The 13,478-nt window shown below is 71.3% G+C and carries 15 protein-coding genes and 1 pseudogene; 4 read left to right on the plus strand and 12 right to left on the minus strand.

From position 1 onward, the window contains the following. Window positions 1-15: 15 nt before the first annotated feature. The 6 genes from ACFVQZ_RS03355 to ACFVQZ_RS03380 all read right to left on the minus strand — a co-directional run bounded on the left by ACFVQZ_RS03355 (window position 16) and on the right by ACFVQZ_RS03380 (window position 3,654). Complete coding sequence (locus tag ACFVQZ_RS03355) at window positions 16-318, minus strand: hypothetical protein (RefSeq protein WP_383619280.1); 303 nt, start codon at window positions 316-318, stop codon at window positions 16-18. Window positions 319-423: 105 nt separating this feature from the next. After that, window positions 424-594, minus strand: a complete 171-nt coding sequence (locus ACFVQZ_RS03360) for a hypothetical protein (protein ID WP_383619282.1) — start codon at window positions 592-594, stop codon at window positions 424-426. An 11-nt stretch (window positions 595-605) separates the two neighbouring features. Beyond that, complete coding sequence (locus ACFVQZ_RS03365) at window positions 606-896, minus strand: hypothetical protein (RefSeq protein ID WP_383619284.1); 291 nt, start codon at window positions 894-896, stop codon at window positions 606-608. A gap of 8 nt (window positions 897-904) precedes the next feature. Next, entirely contained in the window at window positions 905-1,357 is a 453-nt protein-coding gene (locus ACFVQZ_RS03370; protein ID WP_383619286.1) for a hypothetical protein, read from the minus strand. After that, the gene (locus ACFVQZ_RS03375) at window positions 1,354-1,857 is read right to left on the minus strand and encodes a helix-turn-helix domain-containing protein (protein ID WP_383619288.1); all 504 of its coding nucleotides are present in this window, start codon (window positions 1,855-1,857) and stop codon (window positions 1,354-1,356) included. Before ACFVQZ_RS03375 ends, ACFVQZ_RS03370 begins: the two co-directional genes overlap by 4 nt. Before the next feature lie 756 nt (window positions 1,858-2,613). Then, window positions 2,614-3,654: a tyrosine-type recombinase/integrase gene (locus ACFVQZ_RS03380; RefSeq protein ID WP_383619290.1), complete on the minus strand. Its 1,041-nt coding sequence runs from the start codon at window positions 3,652-3,654 to the stop codon at window positions 2,614-2,616. A 53-nt stretch (window positions 3,655-3,707) separates the two neighbouring features. Here ACFVQZ_RS03380 and ACFVQZ_RS03385 point away from each other — a divergent pair. Then, window positions 3,708-4,220, plus strand: a pseudogene (locus tag ACFVQZ_RS03385) (phenylacetate--CoA ligase); the annotation flags it as partial. 127 nt (window positions 4,221-4,347) lie between these two features. On the opposite strand, the gene ACFVQZ_RS03390 reads toward ACFVQZ_RS03385, so the two are convergent. Beyond that, window positions 4,348-4,704 carry a helix-turn-helix domain-containing protein gene (locus tag ACFVQZ_RS03390; RefSeq protein ID WP_030494997.1) on the minus strand — a complete coding sequence of 119 codons (357 nt, stop codon included), beginning with the start codon at window positions 4,702-4,704 and terminating at the stop codon, window positions 4,348-4,350. Between the two features lie 84 nt (window positions 4,705-4,788). Here ACFVQZ_RS03390 and ACFVQZ_RS03395 point away from each other — a divergent pair, with 84 nt between their 5' ends. After that, window positions 4,789-5,688 carry an NAD(P)-dependent oxidoreductase gene (locus ACFVQZ_RS03395; RefSeq protein ID WP_383619292.1) on the plus strand — a complete coding sequence of 300 codons (900 nt, stop codon included), beginning with the start codon at window positions 4,789-4,791 and terminating at the stop codon, window positions 5,686-5,688. Between the two features lie 5 nt (window positions 5,689-5,693). Here ACFVQZ_RS03395 and ACFVQZ_RS03400 read toward each other — a convergent pair whose 3' ends face one another. Beyond that, window positions 5,694-7,196, minus strand: a complete 1,503-nt coding sequence (locus tag ACFVQZ_RS03400) for a fatty acyl-CoA synthetase (protein WP_383619294.1) — start codon at window positions 7,194-7,196, stop codon at window positions 5,694-5,696. Between the two features lie 152 nt (window positions 7,197-7,348). Between ACFVQZ_RS03400 and ACFVQZ_RS03405 the strand changes: the two genes are divergently transcribed. Beyond that, a complete protein-coding gene (locus tag ACFVQZ_RS03405; RefSeq protein WP_383619296.1) occupies window positions 7,349-9,763 on the plus strand; it encodes a penicillin acylase family protein in 2,415 nt (804 codons plus the stop codon). Here ACFVQZ_RS03405 and ACFVQZ_RS03410 read toward each other — a convergent pair. Next, a complete protein-coding gene (locus ACFVQZ_RS03410) occupies window positions 9,753-10,853 on the minus strand; it encodes an ionic transporter y4hA (RefSeq protein ID WP_030495001.1) in 1,101 nt (366 codons plus the stop codon). The two genes, ACFVQZ_RS03405 and ACFVQZ_RS03410, sit on opposite strands and share 11 nt — an antisense overlap. Window positions 10,854-10,910: 57 nt before the next feature. Continuing rightward, window positions 10,911-11,315: a MarR family winged helix-turn-helix transcriptional regulator gene (locus tag ACFVQZ_RS03415; RefSeq protein WP_051787871.1), complete on the minus strand. Its 405-nt coding sequence runs from the start codon at window positions 11,313-11,315 to the stop codon at window positions 10,911-10,913. Between the two features lie 150 nt (window positions 11,316-11,465). Here ACFVQZ_RS03415 and ACFVQZ_RS03420 point away from each other — a divergent pair, with 150 nt between their 5' ends. After that, window positions 11,466-12,317: a nitroreductase/quinone reductase family protein gene (locus tag ACFVQZ_RS03420; RefSeq protein WP_383619298.1), complete on the plus strand. Its 852-nt coding sequence runs from the start codon at window positions 11,466-11,468 to the stop codon at window positions 12,315-12,317. Window positions 12,318-12,321: 4 nt separating this feature from the next. Here the strand turns inward: ACFVQZ_RS03420 and ACFVQZ_RS03425 are convergent, their stop codons facing one another. Beyond that, complete coding sequence (locus ACFVQZ_RS03425; RefSeq protein ID WP_383619300.1) at window positions 12,322-12,846, minus strand: DUF5709 domain-containing protein; 525 nt, start codon at window positions 12,844-12,846, stop codon at window positions 12,322-12,324. Window positions 12,847-12,981: 135 nt separating this feature from the next. Then, window positions 12,982-13,251 (minus strand): DUF6480 family protein, encoded by a 270-nt coding sequence (locus ACFVQZ_RS03430; protein ID WP_030495005.1) that lies wholly within the window; start codon window positions 13,249-13,251, stop codon window positions 12,982-12,984. Between the last annotated feature and the right edge of the window lie 227 nt (window positions 13,252-13,478).

Genomic DNA, 13,478 nt, shown 5'->3' on the forward strand with positions numbered 1-13,478 from the left:
TTCCTTCAGGGTCGTCTACATAGCCGAATCGATCGAGGCTTCGTCCTTGGCGGTCGCCTCGCGCCAGCGCTGCTCGTCAGCCTTCACGGTCCGCTCGGCGTCAGTCTCGGTCATGTCGTGCTCGGTTTTGAGGATGATGACCAGAGCCCGGCGCATCCCTGCGACCTCGCTCTTGACTGTCTTCTGCCGAGATCCGGTGAACCCGTCGGCCCGGATCGCCAGCCCGGCCATGGCACCGAGTACGGCAGCGTATGGGCGCCCCCGCTCCTCGACCAGCTCCTCGCCGAGGTAGCGACGCTCATTGGGGTGATAGCTCACTCCCTATACATACCACCGATGCCATCACCATGAAGGGTCATAAGCGGATACGAATACGCCCCCTACTTGCGATTCACCAGTAGAGGGCGCGATGTCCGATTGGATCTATCTGCGATCTATACGGGTCGTGTACACGGGCGTCCAGGAGGCCGGCCGTGGCACCGTCTTCTTCTTCGCCAGCTCCTCGGCCTTGAGCTGGGCCTCGCGGTAGCTGTCGGCTTCCACTTCGAGCCGCATGCCCACAGTCGCGTGCAGGGCCACCATCCACTTGGCCACGACACCCACCCCTATCCGCGCCGCGAGACCCGATAGATGGCGTAGGTGACGCCGAGGATGAGGTCGACGGCTGCCCAGAGAGCGATAAGGATTCCGACGCCGATGGCCGTGCCGGCGCTCTCCGCATCATTGCAGGTCTCGCGGGCGAGGGTGCCGCAGTCCTCCGGGGCGCCGGCACCGGAGGAGGCGCCGAGGATGACCAGAAGGAGGAACAGGGCCTGGATGGCGAGGAAGACCCACAGGAAGACGCGACGGGGCTTGCGGGGTTGGTTCGATTCGGTCTGGCGGCCGGTGGTGCTCATGGCGCGCCTCACTTCCGGATGACGGAGACGTTCTCGCAGTCCAGGGTCTGGTAGCCCTGGCGGATGACGGCGAAGGCGCGGTCCCGCACCTCCAAGTCCTGGCCGGTACGCTTGGCGGCTTCGCGCGCCTTCGGCGTGTCGGCATTGATGAACTGCTGGTACAACGGGCACAGAACCTGTCCGGTGACCCGGTCCTGTATGCGTTCGATCTCCTGGGCCTGATGACGCATATCGGCCCCCATGAGGATGACGGCGATCAGCATGATGAAGATCAGGCCGAAGGCTATGCCGAGCGCAAGTACCATCCTTCGCTGCTTCTGCTGCCGCTCCTCCACTGTCGAGATACGTATACCCGACCTGTCGGCTATGGATTCCATTGCGGCTATCAGGCGGTCCGCCTGCGCGATCAGACGCTCCGTCTGATCTACAGGCATGCCCCTGCTTGCATCATTGGTTGTCATGTGCCTGATTCACTATTCGGGTTCAGTAGTCGGCCCAGAGCCTCCACTGCATCTTCTGTGCGCTTCAGCGCCTCCGCCATTATCTCTTCAGACGTGGCTCCCTCAATGGTATCCCTCGCCTTCAATGCCTCCAATGCCTGGAGCAATACCTCCCTATCTCTCTCCCGAGTCAGCTTCTTACTGAGATAGCTGGCAACGACCTCGCGCTCCGCCTCACGCTGCGCCGAGTCGTCAGGAAGCGGAAGCCTGTCCACGCCGGCCATCTCCGGGGAGATCAGCTTCGCCGTCACCGCCAGCCGAAGCGGATTGACATCGAAGAACTCGGCGATCTTCTGGGCGGCTTCGGGGGTAGGGAGGGTCCCCTTCTTCCATCGGGTCACCTGCGGGTCACTCACCCCGGCGAACTTCGCCAACTCGGCTTGACTTTTACCCGAGTTGGCGATGCTGCGAGCCAGCCATTCGCCCCAGTATTCCTGGTCTTTCCTGAGCCTCTGCTTCATGCGCCTTCCCCTTTGAGGGGTGTTCGTCGAACCCAGAGGTTGGGGGCCCGAGTTCCTTGTTGGGGTGAAGAAGGCCGGGATGTAACCACGGCCACCTACTTTTCGCAAGTACCAGACAGCTCCACGATTGCACCACCCGCAAGCAGGAGTCAAGCCTTTACGGGATCAGCAACCCGTTCCGACCAGCAAGTCTTCGCCTGTTTGCAAGGGATTCGTGGCCCAAAAAAATCTTGTCATTTGATCGACTGGCGCAGCTTTCTACAGAGCAAAAAGATCTTGAACTTTGCGATCGAGAGGGGTTGCATTCGGTGAAAAACCGGCGCAGGATTACAACCAGAGCAAGTCGGACAGGCCGGTCAATCCGGACACCGTAAGGCAGGCTCTGGGACATGTGGAACCCCCATGACGTCAGGCCGATGGGCTCGCAACAGCGGATCGGAACCTCCTGGTCGTCCCCACCGACAGGGCACCGCCCCTCCCCAAGAAAACGGCAGCGTGGAGCGATAGCACGTCCCCTGGAGGCAACGTGCGAAGGTCCTCGCGAAGACGAACAACTTCGACGCGTGGACGCCCTGCCAGGCGAACCCCTTAGCGGGGAGCGTGAGGCGGGATGCGCCTGAGGGTGCTGCGACGAAAGGGCCTGAGGCCCCGAGCGCGATGACCGTCGATCTCATACACCTCTTGCGGGCGGGGACCTCTTTGGGTCCCCGCCCGACAAGGGCGACATTCATCCCGGCCTGATGACGGAGGCCGGCTTCAGGATTCAGAGCGGCGACTGCGCGATCCCAGGTACGCGTTGAGATCGACGACGTTTTCAGGTGCCGCAGTGAGGAACCGCTTCCCTCGGAGGGATTCGTTGCGGGCCGCAATCTCCGCCTGCACACCCAGGTATCGCTCTGTAGTCTCAGCCTTCTGGTGCCCCAGAAACACCATGGTCTGCCTCAGCGCATGGTCGTGCGATAGGTCATGGCGTAGTCGGTCGAAGTAGATTCGAGCAGCGGATCTTCTCAGTACGTGCCACGCTTCGCGCGATTCAACGCGTATTCCGCAGTCCGCATAGAGCGGCTTGAGCTGATTGTGGCACCACTGATAAGAGATGCAGCGGGTGGGGTCGTAGTTACGCATCCCCCGACCGTGGAATGCATGCCTGTCGAATCCAGGGAACATGTAGTGATCCGGGAGGGCCGGTCCCACATTCGTTGTGTACCAACCCATATACGAGCGAATCTCCTCTTCCAGGTCAAGCGTTACGGGCATCTCGTCATATGCGCCCGTCTTCTGAATCCATACCGCCAATTCTCCGGTATGGATGTTGAGATCTTGAATCTTGATCTTTCTGACGTCTGATATTCGGAGTGCGGTGAAGATTGCGACCGCGACAACGCCTCGCATGATGGGGTTCGGCGCTCGCTCCATAACCAGGGCCAGCTCGGCCTCGGTCAGACGAGTCGGCGGGATTTGCGGCTTCGGGCCGCGCTGTCGGAATGCGGGTTCCGGCAGGGCCGGAGCCTGCCGCACCCACCCCTGCTCCACTCCGTATCTGAGGAAGGAACGCAGCGCCGCGCGGTATGTAGTAGCCGTGTTCGGATACAGCCCGTGGAGGATCCCATCCTTCCCGTACAGGAAGTCGGCCAGGTCGTCGCGCGTCAGGCCGGCGAAGTGTCGGCGGGGGTAGGCGGCGGCGAGCTGCCTGGCGATCCTCTCGTAGGTCCTGATCGTTCCCGCAGGAACGTGGCGTCTCTTCATCGCGTCCCGGTACGCGATGTACGCCTCGTGAAGATCTGGGCTGGCACGCATGGGGAAATTCCGTTCTTCTACACACATGGTATAGATCTGGGCACATGTGTGCAGAAGACCACTTCTACCCCGAGGTGGTGGACCCGGTGACGGGCGAGGTGCTGCCGGACGGCGCGGAGGGCGAGCTGGTCTTCACCTCCCTCACCAAGGAGGCGATGCCGGTGGTTCGCTACCGCACCCGGGACCTCACGCGGCTGCTGCCGGGCACCGCGCGGCCCGCGTTCCGCCGGATGGAGAAGGTGACGGGCCGCAGCGACGACATGATCATCCTGCGCGGGGTGAACCTCTTCCCCACCCAGATCGAGGAGATCGTGCTGCGGACGCCCGGCGTCGCCCCGCACTTCCAGCTGCGGCTGACCCGGGAGGGCCGGCTCGACGCGCTGACGGTACGGGCGGAGGCGCGCGCGGACGCGACGCCCGGCGACCGCGCGGAGGCGGCCCGGGCGATCGAGCGGGCGGTCAAGGACGGCGTCGGCGTCTCGGTCGCGGTCGAGGTGGTGGACCCGGAGACGCTGGAGCGGTCGGTGGGCAAGCTCAAGCGGATCGTGGACCTGCGGGAGAAGTGACCGTCCCGGGGTGGGGCGGCGCGGAGTACCCACTTTTTAGTGGGTACTTGTCGCCGCCGGCGCCCCGGGAGAGGGTGAGGACGTCGGCAGGGACGGCGCCTCTCACGGATCCGGAAGGGAGCGGGAGTCAGGAGGCGACGGCCCGCTCCTCGGCCAGCCGGTCGAGGTGGTCGTGGCCCCAGTCGGAGAGCGGGGCCAGCGCGAGGGAGAGCGCGCGCCCGGCGTCCGTCAGCGAGTAGACCGTCTTGGGCGGCACCACGTCGTGCGTCTCGCGGTGCACGAGGCCGTCCGCCTCCATCTCGCGCAGGGTCTGGGTCAGCACCTTCTCGCTGATCCCCGGAATCTGCCGGCGCAGTGCGCCGGGACGGTGCGGCCCGGATTCCAGCAGCCACAGCAGCAGGGTCTTCCACTTGCCGTCGATCACCGAGATCGCGGCGGCGACCCCGCAGACCGCGTCGCCGTCGTCGAGGCGGATGCGCGCCATCGTCGTCCCTTTCCCGATCCGTGCGCGGCCGGTCCGCCGCGTCCCTCCACCTTAATCCGCACGTCACCGCACAGGAGTTCACGCATGTCCGTCACCACCGAGTCCACCCCGTCCCAGCCCGCCGTCACCGTGCTCGGGCTCGGCCCGATGGGACGCGCGCTGGCCGGCGCGTTCCTCGCGGCCGGGGTCCGCACCACGGTGTGGAACCGCACGCCGGGGCGCGAGGGCGACCTCGTCGAGCGGGGGGCGGTCCTGACGGCGAGCGCCGCCGAGGCGGTCGCCGCGAGCCCGCTGACCGTGATCTGCATGGTCAACTACGACGCCACCGACGCGGTGCTGCGCCAGGACCCGGTCGTGGCCGCGCTCAAGGGCCGTACGCTGGTCAACCTGTCCGCCGACACCCCCGGGCGGGCCCGGGACACCGGCGCGTGGGCCGGGGACCACGGCATCCGCTACCTCGACGGCGCCATCATGACGCCGGCCGTCACGATCGGTTCGCCGGCGGGCGTGTTCCTGTTCAGCGGCCCCGCCGGGACGTACGAGGAGCACAAGGCGGTCCTCGACGGGCTCGGCGGCACCCACACGCACCTCGGCGAGGAGGTGTCCCGCGCGGCGGCCTTCGACATCGCGCTGCTCGACATCTTCTGGACGTCGATGGCCGGGTACGTGCACGCGCTGGCGCTGGCCGACGCCGAGGGCATCACGCCGCGCGAGCTGGCCCCGTTCGCGCAGGGCATCGCGCAGATCCTGCCGCCGCTGTTCGAGGAGCTGGCCGGGGACGTCGAGGACGGCACGTACTCCGGCGCGATCAACCCGGTGACCTCGGCGGTGTCCACCATGGCGCACGTCGTGCACGCCGCCGAGGACCACGCCATCGACTCGGGCGTCATGCGCGCGGTCGAGGGGCTGGCCCGCCGCACCGTGGCGCTGGGCCACGGCACGGACGGATTCTCCCGGGCGGCGGAGGTGCTGCGCCGCCGCTGAGCCGGTCAGGCGCCGGCGTACCGGTCGCGCAGCTCCCGCTTGAGGATCTTGCCGCTGGCGTTGCGGGGCAGGGCATCGGCGAACACGATCCGCTTCGGGGCCTTGAAGGACGACAGGGTCCCGCGGGCGTGGGCGAGGAGTTCGTCCTCGGTGACGTCGCCGCGCGGCACCACCACGGCGGTGACGGCCTCGATCCAGCGGTCGTCGGGCAGGCCGATCACGGCCGTCTCGGCGACCGCCGGGTGCGTGTAGAGGGCGTCCTCGACCTGGCGGGAGGCGACGAGGACGCCGCCGGAGTTGATGACGTCCTTCACCCGGTCGACGATCGTCAGGTACCCGTCGCGGTCGCGGACCGCGAGGTCGCCGGAGCGGAACCAGCCGTCGCGGAAGGCGGCGGCGGTCTCCTCCGGCTTGGCCCAGTACCCCTCGCAGAGCTGCGGGGACCGGTAGACGATCTCACCGGGGGTGCCGTCGGGGACGTCCCGGCCGTCCTCGTCGACGACCCGCGCCTCGACGTGCCGGACGGGCCGGCCGCAGGAGTCCATGCGGCCGTCGTGCTCGTCCGGGCCGAGGACGGTGGCGAGCGGGCCGATCTCCGACTGGCCGAAGCAGTTGTAGAAGGCGAGCCCGGGCAGGCGCGCGCGCAGCCGCTCCAGGACGGGCACCGGCATGATCGAGGCCCCGTAGTACGCCTTGCGCAGCGCGGACAGGTCCCGGCGCTCGAAGCCGGGGTGGTTCGCCAGGGCGATCCACACGGTCGGCGGGGCGAACAGGCTGTCCGCACGGCCCTCCTCGACCAGCGCGAACAGGGCCTCCGGGTCGGGCCCTTCGAGGAGGGTGCTCTCCGCGCCGACCGCCAGGTAGGGCAGCAGGAAGACGTGGGTCTGCGCGGAGTGGTAGAGCGGCAGCGCGTGCACCGGGCGGTCGTCCTCGGCGAGGTCCAGGGCCTCGACGGCGCTGGCGTACTCGTGCACGAGCGCCCGGTGGGTCATCATCGCGCCCTTGGGCAGGGCGGTGGTGCCGGAGGTGTACAGCAGCTGCACGAGGTCGCGGGGGTCGCTGTCGGAGTCGTACGGCTCCGGCTCCGCGAGCGCGTCGAGGAGCGAGCCCGGCGCGTCCCGCAGGGCCCGGACCGGCACGCCGGCGGGGATCCGCCCGGCGAGCGCGGGATCGGCGAGGACCAGCGAACTCCCGGACTGGTCCAGGAGGTAGGCGAGGTCGTCGCCGGTCAGGTGGTGGTTGACGGGGACGTGGACGAGACCCGCGCGGGCGCAGGCCAGGAAGGCGATCAGGTAGGCGTCGGAGTTGTGCCCGTACGTGGCGACCCGGGCGCCCGGCACGAGTCCCGGCTCGCGGCGCAGCACGGCCGCGGCGGTCGAGACGGCGGCGTCCAGCCCGGCGTAGGTCCAGGCGCGGTCCGCGTACCGCAGGGCGGTGCGGGCGGGGACGCGCTCGGCGCTCGCGCGCAGCACGCCGTCGACGGTGCGGTGGAGGAGTCCTCGTTCCATGGCTGGATCCTGGGCGCGGGCGCACAGGGGGTCAAGTACCGGGACGCCCGCGGAAAACCCGCGGCCTCGGATACCGAACGGGATGTTGACAGTGCGGGCGGGTGCTGGCTCCATGGCCCGACGAGCACCTACCGCTCCGTTGGGAGGCACCCATGCCTGTCCGCATCCCACTCCCCCGCCGTTCCCGAGGACGGCTCGCGCCGGTGTGCGCGGCGCTCGCCGCCCTCACCGCGGGGCTCCTCCCCGCCACCGCCGCGGCCGGCCCGCCGGGCCCCGACCGTGAACTCCGGCCGTCCGCGGGCCGGCTGAGCGCCGTCGTCCGGTACACCGAGTACGGCGTGCCGCACATCCTGGCCAGGGACTACGCGAACCTGGGCTTCGGCACCGGCTGGGCCCAGGCCGCCGACCAGGTGTGCGTGCTCGCCGACGGCTTCGTCACCGTCGCGGGCGAGCGGTCCCGCCACTTCGGGGCGTCCGGCACACCGGACGGCTCGCTCTCCTCCGCCGGCACCAACCTCGCCGGCGACCTGTACTTCCGGGGCGTCAAGGACGCCGGCACGGTCGAGGCGCTGCTCCGCACCCCGGCCCCGGCGGGCCCGAGCGGCGAGCTGAAAGAGCTGATGCGGGGGTGGGCCGCCGGGTACAACGCCTGGCTGCGGCAGAACCGGATCACCGACCCGGCCTGCGCGGGCGCCGCGTGGGTGCGGCCGGTGACGGCCGTGGACGTGGCCCGGCGCGGCTTCGCCCTGTCGGTGCTCGGCGGCCAGGGCCGGGCGGTCGACGGCATCACCGCGGCCCGCCCGCCGGCCGCGGGCGCGGCGGCGCGCGCGGCCGGGGAGCCGTCCCCGGAGGCCGTGGCGGAGGCGGCGCGGGCGCTGTTCGCGCCGGAGAACGCCACCATGGGCTCCAACGCGGTCGCCTTCTCTGGCGCGGTGACGGCGAACGGGCGCGGGCTGCTGCTCGGCAACCCGCACTATCCGTGGCAGGGCGGCCGGCGGTTCTGGCAGGCGCAGCAGACCATCCCCGGCGAGCTGAACGTCTCCGGCGCCTCGCTGCTCGGCACCACCGTCGTCAGCATCGGCTTCAACGAGAAGGTCGCCTGGAGCCACACGGTCGCGACCGGCGTGCCGCTGAACCTGCACCAGCTGACGCTGGTCCCGGGCGATCCGACGGCGTACCTCGTGGACGGACGGCCGGAGCGGATGACGCCGCGGACGGTGACGGTGGCGGACCGGGACGGCGCCCTGGTGACCCGTACCCAGTGGTGGACCCGGTACGGGCCGGTGACGAGCGGGCTCGGCGCGGGCCTGCCGCTGCCGTGGACGACGACCACCGCGTACGCGCTCCACGACCCCGGGGCGGCCAACCTGCGCGGCTCCGACACGGCCCTGGGCCTCGCCCGCTCCCGCTCCACGGCGGACGTCGCCGCGGCGCTGCGCCGCACCCAGGGCCTGCCGTGGGTGAACACGATCGCGGCGGACGCGGCCGGGCACAGCTACTTCGCGCAGGCGCAGGTGCTGCCCCGGATCACCGACGAGCTCGTGGAGCGCTGCTCCACCCCGCTCGGCCGGGTCGTCTACCCGGCGTCGGGCGTCGCCGTCCTCGACGGCGCGCGGACGGCGTGCGCGCTCGGCTCGGACCCGGACGCGCTGCAGCCGGGGATCTTCGGGCCGTCCCGGCTGCCGGTGCTGGAGGACGCCCCGTACGCGCTGAACTCCAACGACAGCGCCTGGCTGACCAACGCGGACCGGCCGCTGACCGGATACGAGCGGGTCTTCGGGACCATCGGCACGCCGCGCTCGCTGCGGACCCGGGGCGGCATCGCGGACGTGGCGGCGATGGCGGCGCGCGGCCGGCTGACGGTGGCGGACCTCCAGCGGCAGCAGTTCGCCGACCGGGTGCCGGCCGCCGGGCTCGCCGCGCCGGACCTGGCGGCCGCCTGCCCGGCGGCGCTGCCGGCGGAGCCGGGGGCGTGCCGGGTGCTGGAGGCCTGGGACGGCACCATGGACGCGGACAGCCGGGGCGCGCTGCTCTTCGACCGGTTCTGGCGGAGGTTCACCGCCTCGGTGCCGGTGGCGCGGCAGTGGAAGGTGCCGTTCTCCGCGGCGGATCCGGTGCGGACCCCGCGCGGGCTCGACACGGGGACGGCCGGTTTCGCGCAGGCGCTGGCGGACGCGGTGGCGGAGCTGCGGGCGGCGGGGATCCCGCTGGACGCGCCGCTGCGCGACCACCAGTTCGTGGTGCGGGGCGGGGAGCGGATCCCGGTGAGCGGCGGGACGGAGTCGCTGGGCGTCTGGAACAAGACGGAGGCGGTGTGGAACGCGGCGGCCGGCGGCTACGTGGAGGTCGCCCACGGCACCAGCCACGTGCAGGCGGTCGGCTGGGACGGCGGGCGCTGCCCGGTGGCCCGCACCCTGCTCACGTACGGCCAGTCCTCGAATCCGCTCTCGCCGCACTTCAGCGACCAGACGAAGCTGTACGCGGGCGAGCGCTGGGTCGTCTCCCGCTTCTGCGAGAAGGACATCCTGCGCTCGCCCGCGCTGCGGGTCGTGGTGGTCAGGGACTGAACGACAGGAAGACGAAGGCGGCGAAGAGCGCGAGGTGGACGCCGCCCTGGAGGAGCGTGGCCCGTCCGGGCACCACGGTCAGGGCGCTCACCACACCGGTGAGGGCGAGCAGGACCATGTGGAGGGGGCCCAGGCCGAGCACCAGGGGCCCGGACAGCCAGATGGAGGCGAGCGCGATCGACGGGATGGTGAGGCCGATGCTGGCGATCGCGGAGCCGTAGGCGAGGTTGAGGCTGGTCTGCACGCGGTTGCGGCGGGCGGCGCGCACGGCGGCGAGCGTCTCGGGCAGCAGGACCATCAGCGCGATGACGACACCGACGACGGCCTTGGGCAGCCCGGCCGACTGCACGCCGTCCTCGATGGTCGGGGAGATCACCTTGGCGTTGCCGACGACGGCGATCAGCGCGACCAGCAGCAGGCCGAGGCTGGCGAGGGTGGCGGCCTTGGTCGGCGGGTCCGCGTGGTCGTCCTCCGCGCACTCCTTGCCCTCGGGGGTGACGGGGAGGAAGTAGTCGCGGTGGCGGACGGTCTGGACGCCGACGAAGACCGCGTAGAGGGCGAGGGAGGCGACGGCGGCGAAGACGAGCTGGGCGCCGGAGAACTCGGGGCCGGGCTGGCTGGTGGTGAAGGTGGGCAGCACCAGGGTCATGGTGGCGAGGGTGCAGACGGTGGCGAGCGCGCCGCCGGAGCCCTCCGCGTTGAAGACGGCGACGCGGTTGCGGAGCGCGGCGACGAGCAGCGCGAGGCCGACGATGCCGTTGCAGGTGATCATGACGGCGGCGAAGACGGTGTCCCGGGCGTAGGTCGCGGTCTTCTCGCCGCCGCCCGCCATGAGGCTGACGATCAGTCCGACCTCGATGACGGTGACGGCGACGGCGAGGACGAGGGAGCCGAAGGGCTCGCCGACCCGGTGCGCGATGACCTCGGCGTGGTGGACGGCGGCGAGGACCGCGGCGGCGAGGCAGAGCGCGACGGCCGCCACGGCGAGGGCCGGCAGGTCGCGCCCCCAGGCGAGCACCAGCGCAAGCAGGGCCACCACCGGCCCCCACGTGGTCCACTCCCGGGTCAGCGCCTTGGTGCTCGAACTCATCCGTCCTCTTCCTGCTCGTGGGCCGGACTCCCGCCGCCGGGGGCCGGCCCGTTCCGGTCATTCTTCTGCGTCGGCCAGACCGTGCTCGTACGCGGCGAGGGTGTCGATGAACATCCGCCGTTCGGCCGGTCCCAGCGGGGCGAGGGCCGCCCGCCAGGCGCCGGCGCTGCGGCCGAGCCAGCCGTCGATGGCGCTCCTGCGCTCCTCCGCGATCGACACGATCTTGCGCCTGCGGTCGGCGGGGTCCTCGTGCCGCTCCAGGACCCCCTTCTTCGCGAGGTCCCCCACCATCAGGCTGACGGTGGTGGGGGCCACCCCCAGCCGCGCGGCCAGTTCGTTGACGCTCTGGGGGCCGTCGAAGAGGAGGTACGCGAGCAGGGAGAGGTGACGGGGCGCCAGCGTCAGCGACGCCAGCTCCTCCGGCACCTTGATGCGCTTGACCCGCCCCACCATCCGGGGCATGAGCAGCAGCAGCGTCCGGACGGCGTCGTCGACGTCCGGACCGGTGGCGCCGCTCGCCCCGCGGTCGGTTGACACCCTGGACCCTCCGATTTAGCTTTGCTTTCAAAGCAAATAGATCTGTCGTGATCGATGCTACCGGAGGGCTCCGCCATGTCCGCGTTCAACCAGCAGGTCATCGAGGAGTTCCGGGCCCACGGAGGCCGCGTGGGCGGCATGTTCGAGGGCGCGGACCTGCTCCTGCTCACCACCCGGGGTGCCCGCAGCGGGCGGGACCACACGACGCCCGTGGTGTACGTACGGGACGGGGCGCGGCTGCTGGTGTTCGCGTCGAACGGCGGCGCGGACCGCCACCCCGCCTGGTACCACAACGTGCGCGCCGCCCCGCGCGTGCTGGTCGAGATCGGCACGCCGGAGGGGACGATCGACCGCTTCGAGGCGGAGGCCGTGCCGGCCGAGGGCGCCGAGCGCGACCGGCTCTACGCCGAACAGGCCCGCCGCGACCCGGCGTTCGCCGCCTACCAGGCGGGCACCGCGCGGACGATCCCGGTCGTCGTCCTGCGCCGGGTCGCCGGGATCGCGGACCCGTCCCGGCACGCGGCGATCGCCGCGCACCTCGTGAAGGTGCACGACGAACTGCGCGCCGAACTGGCGGCGCTGCGGAGCGGTCCGCTCGACGCCGGGCAGCGCCTCCCCGACGGGCTGGCGCGCCACTGCCTCGCCTTCTGCGGGGCCCTGCACACCCATCACACCAGCGAGGACGGCGTCTTCGACCTCTTCCAGGAACAGTTCCCGGAACTCACCGAGGACCTGGACCGCATGCGCGCGGAGCACCGCCGGGTCGCCCGCGCCCTCACCGAGCTGGAGGCCCTGCTCACGTCCGGCCCGGCGCCGGAGGTCCTGCGCGCGGAACTCGACCGGATCGCCGCCGATCTGGAGGAGCACTTCGCCTACGAGGAGGCCCGGCTGCTGCCGGTCCTCACCCGCCAGGCGCCCACCGCGTGAGCGCTCAGGTGCCGCCGGACCCGTCGTCCTCGGCGCCGTCCACCGCCGTGTCCACGTGCATCGCGGCCTCCTCCGCCGGGGCGGTGCCGTCGTCGCGGCCGACGTCGCGGGCGACCGCCCGGTCCATGTGCCCGCCCCGCGCGGCCTCCGGCACCAGACGGCCCGCGCGGGTCGCGCCGGCCTCCGCGTCCACGGGCTCGCCCTCGCCCTCGGGCAGGTCGCCGATGCCGTCGTCGGCGGCCGGCGGCACCTCCGGCTCGTCCGGCACCTCCTGGCGGAGGCGCTCGTCCAGCGACTCGCCCTCCCGCTGCTCGCGCTGCGTGGTGCCGTGGCCGGTGACGGCGCGGGGGCGTTCGGGCGGGGAGTAGCCGGGGACGGTCATGTCGTCGACGGGGTCGGTGCCGAGCGCGTTGTCCGGGTCGAGCTCGCCGGAGGGTCGGTTGTCGGCGTCCGAGTGGGTGGGCTGGTAGACGTCGTCGGCGCGGCCTTCGCCCTCACCGGGCGTGGCCGGCTGGTCGGCGGGGGACATCGCGGCTCCTTTCGTGGTCTCGTGATCCGTCGTGCGTCGGTGCGGGACGGTCGCGAGTCGGTTGTTCGGTCGGGTCGGTGCGTCGGACGGGGATCGGTGCGCCGGCCGTGGGTCGCCCGGCTCGTGGCGCGCGCGTCAGTCGGTCGCGAGGACGATCGCGTACACGAGGAAGAAGAGGGCGACCAGGACGACGACCACCCACAGCGCCACCATGGGGCCCTTCGTCCAGCCGCGGCTCAGTGGGCGGTACGGTCCGGTCGCCGTGCCTGTGCCCGATTCCGCCGGGGGCGTCTCGCCCGGGCTGACGCCGCCGCCGGCGGCGGGGTCGCCGCGGGGGTCGCCGCCCCGGGTTCCGTCGGGGGCACGCCAGGGGGTGGGGTCGGGGTTGCTCGGGGTGGTGCTCATGGCTTCCGTCTTCCTGGGACGAGGGGGTGCGGGGATCGCGGGCGCGGGGGCGCGCCACCGAGTCCCCGGCCGTGGCCCGCGGCCCGCCGGGGCCGCCGGTCACCGGGAGCGCCTCCGCCGGGGCTCGTCATGTCCCGCGACTTGCCGCTCCGGCCCGTCCGAAACCGGATCCGGCCCGGTGCTCCTGTCGGAGCCCGGGCCGGTCGCGTACGGTGGCGGTCCGGCTA

Source organism: Streptomyces sp. NPDC057854 (assembly GCF_042797055.1).
In the GTDB taxonomy this organism is placed as follows: Bacteria; Actinomycetota; Actinomycetes; order Streptomycetales; family Streptomycetaceae; genus Streptomyces.